14 protein-coding genes and 3 pseudogenes are annotated in these 13,748 nt (G+C 69.5%); 10 read left to right on the plus strand and 7 right to left on the minus strand.

Features of this window, described 5'->3' with window-relative positions; genetic code table 11:
• Window positions 1–134: 134 nt before the first annotated feature.
• Window positions 135–407, minus strand: a pseudogene (locus tag AC6I72_RS31835) (integrase core domain-containing protein); the annotation flags it as partial.
• 291 nt (window positions 408–698) lie between these two features.
• Between AC6I72_RS31835 and AC6I72_RS31840 the strand changes: the two are divergent.
• From AC6I72_RS31840 to AC6I72_RS31865, 6 genes are all read left to right on the plus strand, one after another.
• Window positions 699–1,403 (plus strand): DUF4328 domain-containing protein, encoded by a 705-nt coding sequence (locus tag AC6I72_RS31840; protein ID WP_498004931.1) that lies wholly within the window; start codon window positions 699–701, stop codon window positions 1,401–1,403.
• Window positions 1,404–1,972: 569 nt separating this feature from the next.
• Window positions 1,973–2,227, plus strand: coding sequence for a hypothetical protein (locus AC6I72_RS31845; protein ID WP_031102198.1), 255 nt, complete (start codon window positions 1,973–1,975; stop codon window positions 2,225–2,227).
• Complete coding sequence (locus AC6I72_RS31850; RefSeq protein WP_498004933.1) at window positions 2,224–2,598, plus strand: PIN domain-containing protein; 375 nt, start codon at window positions 2,224–2,226, stop codon at window positions 2,596–2,598. The genes AC6I72_RS31845 and AC6I72_RS31850 overlap by 4 nt, the downstream gene beginning before the upstream one ends.
• Before the next feature lie 193 nt (window positions 2,599–2,791).
• Window positions 2,792–3,457, plus strand: coding sequence for a helicase associated domain-containing protein (locus AC6I72_RS31855; RefSeq protein ID WP_498004934.1), 666 nt, complete (start codon window positions 2,792–2,794; stop codon window positions 3,455–3,457).
• Between the two features lie 111 nt (window positions 3,458–3,568).
• The gene (locus AC6I72_RS31860) at window positions 3,569–3,763 is read left to right on the plus strand and encodes a helicase associated domain-containing protein (protein WP_498004935.1); all 195 of its coding nucleotides are present in this window, start codon (window positions 3,569–3,571) and stop codon (window positions 3,761–3,763) included.
• Window positions 3,764–4,253: 490 nt separating this feature from the next.
• The gene (locus AC6I72_RS31865; RefSeq protein WP_498004937.1) at window positions 4,254–4,721 is read left to right on the plus strand and encodes a hypothetical protein; all 468 of its coding nucleotides are present in this window, start codon (window positions 4,254–4,256) and stop codon (window positions 4,719–4,721) included.
• Between the two features lie 47 nt (window positions 4,722–4,768).
• On the opposite strand, the pseudogene AC6I72_RS31870 reads toward AC6I72_RS31865, so the two are convergent.
• Together AC6I72_RS31870 and AC6I72_RS31875 are read right to left on the minus strand one after the other, a co-directional pair.
• Window positions 4,769–5,089, minus strand: a pseudogene (locus AC6I72_RS31870) (DUF6191 domain-containing protein).
• 691 nt (window positions 5,090–5,780) lie between these two features.
• Window positions 5,781–6,311 carry a RapZ C-terminal domain-containing protein gene (locus tag AC6I72_RS31875; protein WP_498004938.1) on the minus strand — a complete coding sequence of 177 codons (531 nt, stop codon included), beginning with the start codon at window positions 6,309–6,311 and terminating at the stop codon, window positions 5,781–5,783.
• Between AC6I72_RS31875 and AC6I72_RS31880 the strand changes: the two genes are divergently transcribed.
• Window positions 6,286–6,654, plus strand: coding sequence for a VOC family protein (locus tag AC6I72_RS31880; protein ID WP_498004939.1), 369 nt, complete (start codon window positions 6,286–6,288; stop codon window positions 6,652–6,654). The genes AC6I72_RS31875 and AC6I72_RS31880 overlap by 26 nt on opposite strands.
• A gap of 48 nt (window positions 6,655–6,702) precedes the next feature.
• Here the strand turns inward: AC6I72_RS31880 and AC6I72_RS31885 are convergent, their stop codons facing one another.
• The 3 genes and pseudogenes from AC6I72_RS31885 to tpg form a co-directional block, all read right to left on the minus strand.
• A complete protein-coding gene (locus tag AC6I72_RS31885) occupies window positions 6,703–7,257 on the minus strand; it encodes a transposase family protein (RefSeq protein ID WP_498004940.1) in 555 nt (184 codons plus the stop codon).
• A gap of 612 nt (window positions 7,258–7,869) precedes the next feature.
• The gene (locus AC6I72_RS31890) at window positions 7,870–8,958 is read right to left on the minus strand and encodes a hypothetical protein (protein WP_498004941.1); all 1,089 of its coding nucleotides are present in this window, start codon (window positions 8,956–8,958) and stop codon (window positions 7,870–7,872) included.
• 142 nt (window positions 8,959–9,100) lie between these two features.
• Window positions 9,101–9,653 (minus strand): annotated as a pseudogene (gene tpg, locus AC6I72_RS31895) (telomere-protecting terminal protein Tpg); the annotation flags it as partial.
• Window positions 9,654–10,378: 725 nt separating this feature from the next.
• Here tpg and AC6I72_RS31900 point away from each other — a divergent pair.
• The 3 genes from AC6I72_RS31900 (at window position 10,379) to AC6I72_RS31910 (ending at window position 12,373) form a co-directional block, all read left to right on the plus strand.
• On the plus strand, window positions 10,379–10,648 hold the full coding sequence (locus tag AC6I72_RS31900) for a hypothetical protein (protein ID WP_498006400.1): 270 nt from the start codon (window positions 10,379–10,381) through the stop codon (window positions 10,646–10,648).
• Between the two features lie 24 nt (window positions 10,649–10,672).
• On the plus strand, window positions 10,673–11,251 hold the full coding sequence (locus tag AC6I72_RS31905; protein WP_498004942.1) for a TetR/AcrR family transcriptional regulator: 579 nt from the start codon (window positions 10,673–10,675) through the stop codon (window positions 11,249–11,251).
• A gap of 240 nt (window positions 11,252–11,491) precedes the next feature.
• Window positions 11,492–12,373 carry an alpha/beta fold hydrolase gene (locus AC6I72_RS31910; protein WP_498004943.1) on the plus strand — a complete coding sequence of 294 codons (882 nt, stop codon included), beginning with the start codon at window positions 11,492–11,494 and terminating at the stop codon, window positions 12,371–12,373.
• 820 nt (window positions 12,374–13,193) lie between these two features.
• Here the strand turns inward: AC6I72_RS31910 and AC6I72_RS31915 are convergent.
• Window positions 13,194–13,664 (minus strand): hypothetical protein, encoded by a 471-nt coding sequence (locus AC6I72_RS31915; RefSeq protein ID WP_498004944.1) that lies wholly within the window; start codon window positions 13,662–13,664, stop codon window positions 13,194–13,196.
• Between the last annotated feature and the right edge of the window lie 84 nt (window positions 13,665–13,748).

Raw genomic sequence — 13,748 nt, forward strand, 5'->3', positions numbered from 1 at the left:
ATCGGCAAGCTTGTGCTCGATCTCCTGCTGCTGTAGCGGCGCGTGCTGCCACGGCCGGTCCCGGTCGGATGGTGCGTCGCTGTGCCGGGGTGACGTCGCGCGTGAGGTTGATCCCTGGCGGTGGACACCGGGACTCATGCGACGAGTGACAGCGTACGTGACGTGATCAGTTGCTGTTCGAACTCGGCTGTGAGGTAGCCGAGTGCGGAGTGCCGGCGGCGTCGGTTGTAGTACGACAGCCAGCGGAACAGCTCGAGCCGCGTCTGCGCCTTCGGGGCCCAACGCCTCCCGGGAAGCAACTCGCGCTTGAGGCCCTGGAAGAACGACTCGGCGAGAGCATTGTCGTAGCTGGAGCCGACCCGGCCCATGCTGCGCCGGATGCCGTGCGGGCGGCGCACCTCGGCGAAGGCGGCCGGAACAGACCGCGCTGGCCGAGGTCTTCGAACAGTGCCCCGACATCCCGATCACCGTCACCCTCGCCCGGTAGACGAATCGTGATCTTGCTGGTGTTGAGCGCTTCAGACGCCGGGCCTCGCCGCCTGAACAGCTCAATGTGAGCCGTCCCTCGGTCATGCGCCGCGTGCCGGGCCGGTCCTGCACATTTGCCATGGACGTGCCGCCCGCGGCCGGCGTATCTTCCCTCAGCGCGCGCTCTTCCGCGGGCGATTCCGTTTCCGTGCCTGTGGGGGGCCATCGTCATGTCCGCATCCAGCGATGTCTGTCCGCGGCCCGCGCTGCCCAACCGGATACCGCGGCCACCGCGCGGCCTCCTGGCCGGTCTGTCGGCGCTGCTCGCGGCCGTCGCCCTCAGCGACCTGTTCGCCGTCTACGCCGGCGTCCGGGCATACATGCTGATCGACGAGGACCGGGGCCTCGCTTTTGCCACTCAGCAGGAGCCGGACCGTGCCGACGCGCTGTACCAGACGGCAGGACAGCTCCAGATCGCCACGTTCCTTGCCTGCGCCATCGTCTTCATCGTCTGGTTCCACTGGATGCGCCGGAACGCCGGGGTTCTCGGGCCGGACCGGTTCCGCAACGGTCCCAGCTGGGCGATCGGGTCCTGGTTCATCCCGCTGGCGAACCTCTGGCTGCCCTATCGGGTCGCCGTCGACATGTGGGGGGCCAGCACGCGGCTGCCGGCCGACGGCGAGCCGTACAAGGTCTCTTTCTGGCCGGTGAACCTGTGGTGGGGCCTGTTCCTCACCACGACCCTGTTCAACCGGTACGCCTCGCAGCGCTACCAGGACGCCGAAACCCTCGGAGGCATCCGGGACGCCGTGCTTCAGGTGATAGCGGCCGACATCCTGGACATCGCCGCGGCGGCGGCCGCAGTGCACTTCGCGGCCCGGCTGACGGCCCTGCAGCGGCTGAAGGCGGCCGAGGGGCCGTACAGCTCGGCCTGAGCCGATCCGGGGTAGATCCAAAACCCAGTGATACCGCGCGCTCCAGCCGGCAAGGGCCGCCAACTGAACAGCTGGGGCAGTAGCAGACACTCCGTCCACACGATGCCCAGCTCGCGGATGCCGGCCAGGAACAGCGCTCCGCCATGGCCGTGCCCCGCCCGGGCCCGGCCAGCGCCCCATGCGCTACGGGACCGGCGGTCCAGCGGCTTCCTCCCGGCCTACCCGACTGTCTGCTTCTTCGCCGTCTTCTTGGGCGGGCGCATCTCGTGCACGTCCGCCTCCAATGTGGTGACTCTTCTTACCGCGGCGCGGGCCGGACGACGTACCGGGGCCGCCCCGGCACGGCTGGCACGGCCGGGACCGCGCGGTGCGAGCGGCCCGGGAAGACGGGCCGGGACGGCACGCTCCGGACAGCGGATCGCCACAGCCCGGCGGACGAGCGTGGACGCGCGGCACAGGCTGGCGGGCGGCAGGGCCCAGGGCCAGACAGCGCAGACACGGCTACGACAGCGGGCGGCGGCACGACGGACCCTGTCCCCGGCGGTTCTACCGACGGTAGAATCGGTGGCATGAGCAAGCCGACGAGTATCAAGACCAGCGAGGAAGTCCGCGATCGGCTGCGCGTCCTCGCCGAGGAACGCGGCACCACCATCACGGAGCTGCTGGAGGAGCTCGCCACCCGCGAGCTCACGGAGAGCGAGCGGGAGCAGCGTGCTGCCGAGGCGGCTCGTGAGCTCGGTATTGAGTACACCGAGCAGGTTCAGCAGGTCGGCCGGGACGCCTGGGCGAAGATTCGCGCCCATCAGGGCGGCGCCGCCGCATGAACCTGACGGCCGTCCTGGATCACACGGCTCTGGCCGCTCTGTACCGCGCGGACTCTTTCTTCACGGGCCTCTACATCGAGGCCTCCCGCGGCACCGGCCGTGTCATCATCCCCTCACTGTCGGTGCTCGCTGCCGAACGGCAGGTTACGGGCGCCGGCAAGCACGCCGCATCCCTGCGTTTCGCGGAGAACGTCCCGTTCACCGCGGCCCACGCCGTGGACGCGATGGACTGGGCAAACGTGGAATGGCCAGTGGCCCACGCCGCTGCGATCGCCTGGCACGCGGTAAAGGCGGGAGAGCCGGTGACGGTCCTCTCATTGGAACCTGAGCTGTACGCGGGTACTGGCATCACTCCGCTGAACCCCACCTGACCCGCGCCCCCAACCAGGCAACTGGACCCGCGCCCGGACTCTCCCGACCCCCGGACTCCGCCACCCAGCCGCGCCTGATCACCGCGCGGACCGTCACCCCGACGCCCAGCGCCAGGGCGACGAGGACGCAGCGCGGGTGAGAGCGGCGGCGGCCGGTGTGCTGCGGTTCAGCACCGAGCGCGACCCTGCGGCGGTGGCTGCGTTCGTGCGACTGAGGATGATCGATCCCGAGCGGGCGTACTGGCGGCGCGGAATCGCGGCCGCGCAGCGGTGGCTGGGGGAGACCGGGTCGGAGGGGCTGTCCGTGCCGGTGGCCTACCGGACCCCGGAGGACTGGGCCGATCTCGGTTCTCACCCGTTGGGCGCGTGGCTGGCGGATCAGCGCCGGTACTGCGCGGCCGGGACGCTGGAGGCTGAGCGGGCGGCCGAGCTGGAGCAGCTGGGCATGGTGTGGTCGGTCTACACGGAGTGGGAGGGCATTCTCGCGGTCGCCCGCTCGTACGCCGCAGCGCACGGGCACTTCGTCCCGCCCGCGACCGCCGTGTGGGAGGGACAGCCCATCGGTACGTGGGTGAAGAACCAACGTCAGGCGGCCCGGAAAACGGCTCAGAACGCCGCGCGGCGCGCGGCGGGGGAAACGGGGCGTGCCCAGCACTGGGGAGCTGCCCGAGAGCCGCAGGGAGGCGCTGGAAGCCATCGACGCGGGATGGTGCCCGGTGTGGGGTGCGGGGTGGCAGCGGGCGTACCGGCTGTGCCAGGCACACGTCCGCGCCGGCGCCCCGCTCCCCAGGCCGCGGGCGCGGTCATCGTGCAGGGCGAAGACCTCGGGACGTCGGCGGCAGCGCAGCGCACCGGATAGGACCGACTCCTACCCGCACGGCAATACCTCCTGGAGTCGCTCGGCCTGGCACCCGCCCCGACGGGGGTCGAGGCGGCGGCGCGGCCGGCGGGACGGCGGGAGGCGGCGCGGGTGGTCAACCTGGTGGCGGCGCGGCAGTACTTCGAGCGGGAGGGGCATCTGCGGGTGCCGCGCAAGCATGGGGAGGTGCTGCCGGACGGGACCGAGATCAAGCTGGGCGCCGTCCTCGACAACACCCGACGCCGCGCCGACGAACTGACCGACGAACAGCGCGCCCAGTGGACCGCTCTCGGCATGCACTGGTAGCGGTCAGGGAACATGGGCCGGGTGGGGGACGTGGGAGGTTGACGACGGCGTGGCCGTGCTGGATGTCGCGCGTTGGGCGCAGTGACCCGCGGGGCATCACGGTGTTGCGCGGTCCCCGTTCTCACCGGCGTGGGGTCGGGAACCGTTGGTGCGGGTGGCTGTCCTGTCGTGGCAGGTGGCCCCTGGTCTTCCCCCTCGGAGACTGGGGGCTGCCGACTTTGGGGAGGTGCTCGCCGTTCGTGAAGGCGTCCGGGGGGGCGGTGTGGGGCCGGTGGCTTCGTTCTTCTGTGATGCGGAGGACGAATGCCTCTCCAAGGACACGCTCTACCTGCTTGGCATGCGGTAATACGGACACCGCAGCGTTCCGGCCCCGTGGGGGCCACCCAAATCACGGAAGCTGAGCCAGAACTCAAGTCTTGACAGCACCGGGCTCCATGGGTCTGTCAGGCCCCACGGAGTGCTGTCAGCAGCTGGGGCTAGGTTCCCTGATGTGAGTGACTACTACGACCTGTTCCTGGCGGTGGACCTGCCACCGGACTTGCCCGAGCCGGTGTTTCTGGAACTGAGGTGGCTCCTGGGACAAGGGGACATGCCGGCAGAGTTGAAGTCGGCCGACTCGGAATCATGGGGTGGTCCCTGGCAGCCCTTCGTCGGCGGCTCGGCGAGCCACTCGTTCGACGGGGCCGATGCCTCCTTGCTGGTCCGTGCCATGGACAGGCCCAACCTGGACGGCAGCGAACCGTGGGCCCTGACCATCCGGACGTGCATCCACGAGGACGACTTCGGCGTGATGATGGACATCGTCGGGTGGCTTCTTCGCCACGCGACCACGCAAGGGTGGGTCGGGTTCATCCGTGATTCCGGCCCGGGCCAGGTCCACCATCTCGTGCGCCACGAGGACGGCTTCGATCTTGTCGATGTCCGCCCAGCCGGCCAGCCGAAGCGGGTTCCCTGGTGAGGTACCACGGCGCGGCGGCCAGGGCGCCGTGCCCGGGGCCTCCCGCCCTATTGACCGGCCTGTGGCATCCGGACGACCGCGACCCCTCCGTCCAGATCTACCGATGTCCGGTTCGGCGGGGCCCCGTCTTCTTCGTCGTCCCGCATCACCAGTGACGACTGGCGCTCCTTGAGTTCGTTCTGCTTGCCAGGCGAAAAGCTCGCATGCAGCTGCTCGAACCCGGTCGTGGATATCTGGCCCTGCCGGACGCTGTTCCGTCATGGCAGCAGTCCGGCCCGCCCGGCGCGGAGAAGCAGCTGACCGGCGAAGGCCACGGCGGTCAGCACGATGACCAGTCCGGGCAAGGTCATGAAGACGGCGAATCCCATGCCCCCAGTATCCGGACCAGAGGGCGCTGTCAACAGGGCAGACGGCAGATCCAGACTGAAGCGTTCAGGGCCCGTGCGAATCCGAGCCGGGAAACAGGTACTGATGGCGGCGGTCGCCCTCCCCCCCTACGCCGGCGCCGGGCAGGACGAGACCGACGCCTTCCCGCAGTACGCCTCCCTGGCCCCGCTCACCGGGCAGGCTCCTGCGCACGGAAGGCCGTCGCACTTCCGGCAGGACCAGGCCGGCGCCGTGGTCCTGGCGCTCAACAAACCGGGCGAGGACGGGGCCGTCCACGTCGTGACGGAGCTGCCCGAGCCCCCCGGCCCTGTGGTGGGATCTCGCCCGGCAGCGCGCGCAGATGACGGTGGTCTGGTCCCCCACCTGCACCCCCCCCACCCGCCTCAAGATGGAAACCGCACTGAACGCGCGGGCCGGGTGGATGACCTCCGCCCCGCGCGTGCCGCCCGTGGAACTGCGGTAGCCCTCCCCACACGCCGGAAGGGGGGCCGGTCACCACCTGGCGGTGACCGGCATCCCCCCTTTTTCGTCTGTCGGCGGTCAGCCGGACGCGGGCAGGACCGGGCGGCCGATGTGGTGGTGCTCGACCTCCACGCCCCGCTCCCCGCCCCACGCGTTCCACACACGCCGTGCGACCGTTTCAGCAACCGCAACCGCGGTTCATGCCCTCTGTCAGGAGGCACTCGGGGCCCGATCTGGTGAGTGGTCGGTGAAGACAGGAACGCTGGCGGGCGGTCGGTGCCGACAGTGGGAAGGAGTACTCGTCCAACTTCGTTGCGTTGCTTGCTCGTTTGGATGCGCAACATCTACCGGGTAGACCGACTGGGGGATGTGCCGTGGCCCGGCGAATCCCTCGGTAGTCCGGTCAACACCCCGGTGCCGGCCTCCCTGGCACGCCACGGTCAGACGGACCAGGCGGCCCCGGGGCACCTCGTCGGCCAGGGCGCGGAGCTGGGCGGCGGTCCGGGTTACAACCTCGCGGACGCCGGGGGTGGCCAGGAGGTGTGTGTACACCTCGGTGTCCAGGCCGGTCATAGAGCGCAGGGCCGGGGCATCGGCAGGGTTGCGCAGCGCCCGCCGCATGTCGAGGTACAGGCCGTGGGTGAGGAGATGGTGGGCGCCGTCGCCGCCCTCGAACGGTCTACCCGGCGACACGACCGTTCTCGACAGGAGTGCCATGTCGACCATCCAGCCAGTGATCATCACTGCCCACCAGGACGTCCTGCTCGGCTTCTATACGAAATTGTTCGGTGCCGAGGAGATCTTCCGGGTGCCGGCTGAAGGTCCGGCCTTCTACCTCGGCTTGCGCATCGGCGACACCGATCCCGGGTTGGTGGCCAAGACCGACCCGGGGACCGGTGCGGCACCGCGGATCCTGCTCAGCATCGGTGTCGACGACGTCGACGAGACGCTTGGCCGGGTGGAGGCGCTGGGCGGCTCGGTCCGCAGCGGCCCCCATGACATGCCGTGGGGACAGCGCGTCGCCCACATTCAGGACCCCGACGGCAACCCGGTGAACCTCACTCAGCCGCTCCCGGCCCGGTGACGCTGTTCCGGGGTGCTTGTCCTGATCGTAGGCCACCTGCGGTAGAGGTCAATTGCCGGTGGTGGCCTCGACGTTCGTCAGGACGAGCAGCGCGCGAAACAGGTGGGTGGCGCGGGCGGGATCGGTGCGGAGCTTGGTGAGGAGCCTGCAGTTCTTCAGGTGGGCGGGGCCGTGTTCGACGGGGGCGCGCCCGGCGGCCAGGACCCGGTTCGCTTCCTTTTCGCTGGTGGTGAGCTTGCGGGCGCGGGTGACCTTGAAGCCGGTGACGACCACGGGGTCGTCCGGGTTGTCGTCCAGGCCGAGGAAGCCGCGGTCGGCCAGCGCGCCGAGGCCGGCCTCGCGGAGGCTGGTCAGGATGTGGTCGCGGCGGGCGGCGGTGATGTCGTGGGTGCGGCCGGGCCGGACGGCCGAGATCCAGATCATGCGGCCCCGTTCGTCGGTCAGGGCGAGGACGTGCAGGCCGTGGCGGCGATGCTTGCCGGAGCAGTTCGGGCGGTTCGCCTCTCCGCTGCCGGGTGGAGACCGGCCCGGCAGCCTGCCGCACGGCGGCCAGGATGCGCTGGTACTCCGCCGGCAGTGCGGACTCAGCCACCCCCGGCCCACGATCCGGGACCAGCCGCACCGCCCGACCCGCCACCTGGAAGACCGGCGACCCGGCCGCCGTGCGCTCGTCGGCGAGCTGCTCGCTCATCCGCTGCCACACCCGCTCGGCCACGGCCGGCTCATCGCGCTCAGCTCGTACCTCCGACAACCGCTTGACCAGCTGCGCTTCGCGTCCGTCCAGCTCCGCACGCCGCGCGGCGATCCGCTCCAACACCTCGGGATCCATCATGAGCCGGAGCATAGGAGCGGCACCCGCGACGACAGACGGGGCTCTGCAAACCCACTCCTGCCAGACGATCTACGCCCCAGACTGCCGCCCACGACCAGCACGAGCGCCCCGAAACGACACACACCAGCACCCTGACCAGCTACTTCAAGATGGCGCTGCTTCAATGAGATAGTGGACTCCCACCTGCTCGTAGAATGCACGACGCATCGCCCCCGGCAGCTGCAATGCCGGTCTGAACGAGTGCCTCAGTTGGCCACTCCGAGCGTCACAGTTGGCCGGGGTGACAGCGACCGATGCGGGTAGCTGATGGCGGTTCGATCGGCGTCTGCCGAAGGACTCGGGCACTGGACCGGTCCGGTTCAACCCCAGCCATTTGCGCTTCGTCACGTAGCGGACAGGCTCCATGCTCCGGCCGAGCGCACCTGGTAGTAGCCGCGGCCGGGCCACTGGAACGTATGCTCCCCGGCGCGCCCCTCGGTCACCGTCACCCAGTAGGCGAGGCGGTCGTCTAGCGCCTCCAACTGGATCAGGCTCGGCCCCCCGTAGCGCAGGACACCCGGGCCCGGTTCCCCTCGGTAGTGCACGACATCCGATCCGGTCCCGTTGATCTCGTCGTGAAAGCGCGGGACTTCTCGCAACGGGGCCGCAGTCGCCGTCCACGCCTCCCGTTCGTCGGCGGCAAACACGCGGAAGGTGATTGCCTTGTTCCCTTCCGGCAGCGGAATCCGGGCGATGATGGGAGTACTGTCGCCGGACAGCCGGTACAGGCGCGAAGAACGCCCCTTCCTGCCGCCCTCGAAGCGTAGGCGGACCCGTGCCTGCCCGTTGGTCGAGAAGACCATCACGGCCGGTCGGTACGAAGGCATCTTCAGCTGATGGGTCTGCTCGCCGCTGCCTCCCGTCCCGCTGACCTGCGGCTGGGGGGCACGGGTCGGCATCGTCGGGCGAGGTTTGGCCCCACGTGGCTGTGTGCTGACTCTGCTGCCCAGCCCCGGCTGTATCGGAGTGCTTGGGCTCGGGTCCTCCGCCAGACGGACCGCGTCCGCTGCGCAGACGGCGATGTTGCGGGCGGCACCCCCGGGAGGCGCCCAGCTGACCTGCCGGACGGCACGACCGTGCCGGGCGTCGAAAAAACACAGCGGCATGTGCTCCGGCAACGGTCGGCCGGCGATCAGTGCATCCAGACAAGCCAGCGCGTGCCTGCCCTCGTCCAGAGTGCGCAGGACATCGAGTGTTTCCGCCCGCATCCGGTTGCCGGCGACGTCCCGTTTTGCCTGGTCGTATGCGTCGAGGGCACGCGCCAGCTCGGCCCGCATCTCATCGGTGGCGCCGGGCTGGCCGGGGCTGAAGGAATGGTCGTCCAGAGCCTCACCGAAGGCGGTGATCTCGGCATCGATCTCGGCAAGCGCCGACTCGTCGCGTCCGCGCCATGGCCACAACCGGCGGAGCCCCCCGCCCACCCCTCTACCCATGGTCGCAATCATGCCGCACGGCCCGGCAGGCACGTTCTGAGGCCGGGCGGCTGAGTACTGAGTGGCCAAACGAAGCACTCAATGGCCAACTGAGGCGCCCAGTCACAGCCGGGGGCGATGCGTTTGTGCTTACGGGGGCCTGCAGCTCGATCTCGATGTGCTCCACGTCCGTGAACTCCACACCCAGGCCGTGTGCTCGGGGGTTGTTGGCGCGGAAGTACATCCGGGCGAGGCCGTCGGCCGCGATCTGCTGGAGCTGCTGCTCGGTGGCGCCCTGCTCGCGGGCGGTGAACAGCCGGTCGGCGTACTCGGGCGGCAGGGCCTGGGTGATGTCGCGGCTCCAGGCGTCGTCGGTGGTGCCCGGCTTCCACGGTGAACCCGAACCGTGCGCGCGTGCTGACGACCAGGCGCTCGGTGGAGGCCGCCTTCCTCCTCGCCTTCGCCCTCACTTGCGGCTGCCACCGCTTCTTGACCTCACGCTCTGTGCGGCCGCGCAGGTCCTGGCGGCCCCGCTTGAGCTTGCCCGGGACGTACCGTTCCACCGTGCCCCGGGGGATCCCGAGCGGCTGTGCGGTGGCGTTGGCGCCCTTGGGCTGCTTGACCAGATACTTCATCTGCGCCTGGGCGCTCCGCGGGATGCGGCGGGTGAACGCCCCCTCCAGCGCGCGGTCCGGGCTGTCCCCGAGCGAGTCCACCACGGCCTGCTCCCCTTCTCCGGCGCTCTGGTCGGTCTTGCGCAGGTTCGCGTCACCAGTGTCCTTCCGGACGGCGGGGACCTGCTGCTTGTACTGCTGTCTCATCAGGTCTCCCGCGGCTTCCGTCTCAGTTCGATGGCATTTCCTCACGCGGCATCGCCTTGTTGGGCTTCGTCGGAATTCCAAGTCTGGTCGGAGGTCCGGCCCACCGGTGGCGCTGGGGCCGGCGGGACGACCGCGGGCAGCCACTCGGGACCACAGCTTCGCGTCAGTGCTCGCCCGCCCAGGCTTCGTCCTGCCTCCTGCCCCGCCCGTATCGGTCGAGGACTTCCGTCAGCAGGGCCCGTTGCCGGTCTGTCATAGGGTCGAAGACACAGACGGGGACCCGACGGTGCGGCCGCCGACCTGGGCGCGGGAGAGGTCGACGTGGGACGGGCTGAAGCCAGCCCCGCGAGTTCGAGGACAGCACCGTCAGCAGCAGCTCGAGCCGGTCCGTCGCCGCCTCGCGTCCCGTACGGTCCGCGAGCATCCCGGCCGGGTCGGCCGCCCGTCCTGGGTGTCGGTCGCGAACCGGCCGAGCACGGATCCGGCCGGGCAGGAGGCGGCCGGCACCGCAGCAGTGGGGCCCGGCACCGACGCCCTTGGAGACGCGGCTGCACGGGCGCGACCTCCGCCCTGGCATCCTCGCCCTCCTCCAGCGGCTGCCGCAGACGGCCGTCTTCGTGATGTCCGCCGCATTCGAGGTGCTCGCCTGGAACCACCTTGCCGCCGCGCTCGTGGAAGACTCTGCCCAACTCCGTCCAGAGACCGCAATCTCGCGCGCCGGGCATTCCTCCGGCCGCAGCGACCTGAAGCGACGCTGTACGGCATCTCCGACACCGCGGAGTTCCGCCACCAAGTCGTCATGGAGCTCCACTCCCCCCTCGCCCAGATCGCGGCCCGCCTGTTCCCCTACCGCCGGTATACAGGACGCAACCATGTTTCTTGAACGCTAGATCCAGATACGCTACCGTGCAGTCATGGCGAGAACCCGGGAATTCGACACCGAGGCGGCGGTCAGCCGCGCCATGAACCTGTTCTGGGTGCGCGGCTACGAGGCGACTTCGGTACGTGACCTGACCCAGGAACTGGGCATCGGCCAGGGCTCCTTGTACGCCGCCTTCGGCGACAAGGAGGGCCTGTACCGGGCGGCCCTGGAGCACTACCGCGCCACCCTCGCGGCGGACGCACTGCACAGTCTGAAGGAGGGGGCCGACGTCCGGTCGGCCATTCGCGGGATGCTGCTCGGCCGGATCCGGCTCGGCGCGGAAAGCGGCGGCCGGGGCTGCCTTGCCGTCAACGCCGCCTGCGAGCGTCTGCCGCAGGACCCGTCGGTCAGGCGCGTCGTGCGGGACATGCAGGACGCCAGCCGCGACGCGCTCGCCGAGGTACTGCGGGTCGCGGTGGAGCGGGGTGAGGTCGCGGCGCGAGAGGACCCGTACACACTGGCGGGATTCCTCGTCACGTTCCTCAACGGACTTCTGGTCTCCTCCAAGATCACCCCGGATGTCCGCACTCTCGAGCCCCTCGTGGAGGTCGCCCTGGCCGCCCTCGGCTGATTTTTTCATTCCCGCAAACTGTATCGCCCGATCCACAAACGGGCAGGGCCGGCGAGACTTGGTGTCCGGCGACGGCGCTTCTCCCCGGCAATCACCGGAAGAACGTCCGCCGTTCCGCCGCCTGTCCGGACAACCACGGGGCCGCCGGCCCCATCCGCCCGATGGCTCTCGTCAGGTCTCCGCAGACCACTGCTCTCCACACGTATCGCGATGCGATCTGCAACCGAAAGGCAGGCGAACATGATCTTCGATCACCAGGGAACGCCCGTCCGTACGGGTCGAGCCGCCGTCAACGGCACGAGTCTGCACTACCGCACAGCCGGGTCGGGCCCCGCGGTGGTGCTCCTGCACGGTGTGCCCAAGACCAGCTACCACTGGCGCCACCTCGTCCCCGCACTGACTCCCCGCTACACCGTCGTCGTGCCCGACCTCCGCGGTCTGGGCGACTCCGCGCGACCGTCGGACGGCTACGACTGCGCGACGATGAGCGACGACATCGCCGCCCTGATGGCTCACCTCGGGCATGAGACGTACGCCGTGGTCGGTGAGGACTGGGGAGCGGTGATCGGCTATCAGCTCGCCGCCCGCCACCGCGACCGCGTCACCGCCCTCGTGTTCGCCGAGGCTCTGTTCCCCGGCTTCGGTTTCGAGGACCACACGGCTCTCACCCCCGAGAACGTCTCCAGCGGCATGCACCTGTGGCACCTGGGCTTCTACTTCCAGCCCGACGTTCCCGAGATGCTGATCACCGGGCACGAGCGCGAACTCATCACCTACATGATCAAGAACGAACGCAGCCACCCCGACACGGCCACCCCCGACGCGATCGACGAATACGTGCGCTGCTACTCCATGCCCGGCGGCATCCGCGCGATGCTCTCCATCTACCGGGCGATGCTCGTCGACGCCGAACAGAACCGGCAGGCCGCACAGAAGAAGCTGGACATCCCGGTCCTCGCGCTCGGCGGGTCCGCTTTCATCGGCGACCGCAACGAGTCCCAGATGCGGCTCATGGCCCATGATGTCACCGGGCACGTCTTCGACGCGGGCCACGACCTGGCGGAGGAAGTGCCCGACGAGATGGCCGAGGTCGTCCTTCCGTTCCTGGCCGCGCATCTGTGACCAGGCTGCCGGGCTGAAGCGGCCCGCAGACCGAGGAACCTCCTGACGAAACGGGCCGCCCCGGACCCGCGCCGACAGGACGCCCGTGGCTCAGGACGCCGGGACGTGACGGCGGGATCCAGGGTGTCTCGAAGTGGCCGTCGGCGTACAGGTTGGGGCGGGCCGGCGAACCATCCGGCCGAGGAGGCATCCGAGGCGGTGTGAGCGATGAGGCGCAGCACCCGGCCGCCGGCTCCTCCTCGCCGTCGTGTACCTCATAGGCCTCCGTCCAGCGTGGTTCGCGGTCGGTCGCTTCGCAGGTGACCACCAGGCGGTCACCGGTCCGTGCCGGGTACCACGGCGCGCCGGTCAGGGCGCCGCGCCCGCTGACCAGTGCGTCCACCTCCCCTTCGAGGTCCCGGCGGTGCCCTGCGGCCTCGGCCCTGTTGCGCGGCGATCATCCGTCACGCTGGGGTGCGGGGTGACGAATGATCTACTGCAGAGACTGCTGCCCCCGACCAGCATGAGCACCCCGAACCACCGTCACGCCAGCCCTTTGACCTGTGCTTCGAGTTGGCGGAGGGTCACCGGGCGCGGTGGCGCACCATCGCGGAGCGCACCACGGTGGCGTCCTTCGTCATCCGGCGCATCGAAGCGGAGTCCGCTCAGTGCGCCCCCGTCAACTCGAAGACGCAGGTCAAAGGGCCGGCGTGACCGGTTGGCGGGGTGCTCACGCTGTTCGCAGGCGGGAGTCTGAGGAGCAGATCGTTTGACAGAGCCGGGTTCGCCGGTTCCTGGTCACCGGGGCGGGCGGACAGTGCCTGAGTGGTACGACTGATGGTCAGATGCGGAGCAGGGACTGCCGGTGGAGTCGGTTGTACTCGGCGATGAACTCCTCATGCGTGCAACCGGCCCGCAGAAGCTGTGGCATCACCACTACGCCGTCAAGCCGGGCGTTGACCTCGGAGAACAGGTGTATGTCCTGCTCCAGGTCGGTCAGCATGCGATTGCGTCCCGACGTCGAAAAGAGTTCTTCCGTTCGGTCGAACCAGAACTGGTGGGCAAGGTAGTTGCGCCGCTCCGAGACCCGTACAAGGTCAGCTTCAAGGTTCGGGTCGGCGACAGTGAGGGGCGCGATTTTCTTGATCAAGTCCTTCATGGTGTCACTCTTGTGCTTCTCCCACGGGTCCTTGATCCGGCGTCCCTCGGTTCTGGCCAGGATGATCCGTTCGGTTGCTCGAGCGTGGATCAGATTGGTCTCGACGACATTGGCCCCGTACATGGCAAAGCCGTAGCGCGCGTAGACCAGCACTCCGTGCGCGGTCTCTTCGTCTACTGAGTTTGTTGGCGTGTTGTCGTTGGGGGCTGACGGGGTGTGATCGTCGCGGTATGCCGG

The organism is Streptomyces sp. Xyl84 (assembly GCF_059731885.1).

Bases quoted from the DNA above. Each gene is read 5' to 3' on its own strand.
- AC6I72_RS31840 (WP_498004931.1), top strand. From the start codon at position 699: ATGTCCGCATCCAGCGATGTCTGTCCGCGGCCCGCGCTGCCCAACCGG.
- AC6I72_RS31845 (WP_031102198.1), top strand. From the start codon at position 1,973: ATGAGCAAGCCGACGAGTATCAAGACCAGCGAGGAAGTCCGCGATCGG.
- AC6I72_RS31850 (WP_498004933.1), top strand. From the start codon at position 2,224: ATGAACCTGACGGCCGTCCTGGATCACACGGCTCTGGCCGCTCTGTAC.
- AC6I72_RS31880 (WP_498004939.1), top strand. From the start codon at position 6,286: ATGTCGACCATCCAGCCAGTGATCATCACTGCCCACCAGGACGTCCTG.
- AC6I72_RS31875 (WP_498004938.1), bottom strand. From the start codon at position 6,311: ATGATCACTGGCTGGATGGTCGACATGGCACTCCTGTCGAGAACGGTC.
- AC6I72_RS31890 (WP_498004941.1), bottom strand. From the start codon at position 8,958: ATGGGTAGAGGGGTGGGCGGGGGGCTCCGCCGGTTGTGGCCATGGCGC.
- AC6I72_RS31900 (WP_498006400.1), top strand. From the start codon at position 10,379: ATGTCCGCCGCATTCGAGGTGCTCGCCTGGAACCACCTTGCCGCCGCG.
- AC6I72_RS31905 (WP_498004942.1), top strand. From the start codon at position 10,673: ATGGCGAGAACCCGGGAATTCGACACCGAGGCGGCGGTCAGCCGCGCC.
- AC6I72_RS31910 (WP_498004943.1), top strand. From the start codon at position 11,492: ATGATCTTCGATCACCAGGGAACGCCCGTCCGTACGGGTCGAGCCGCC.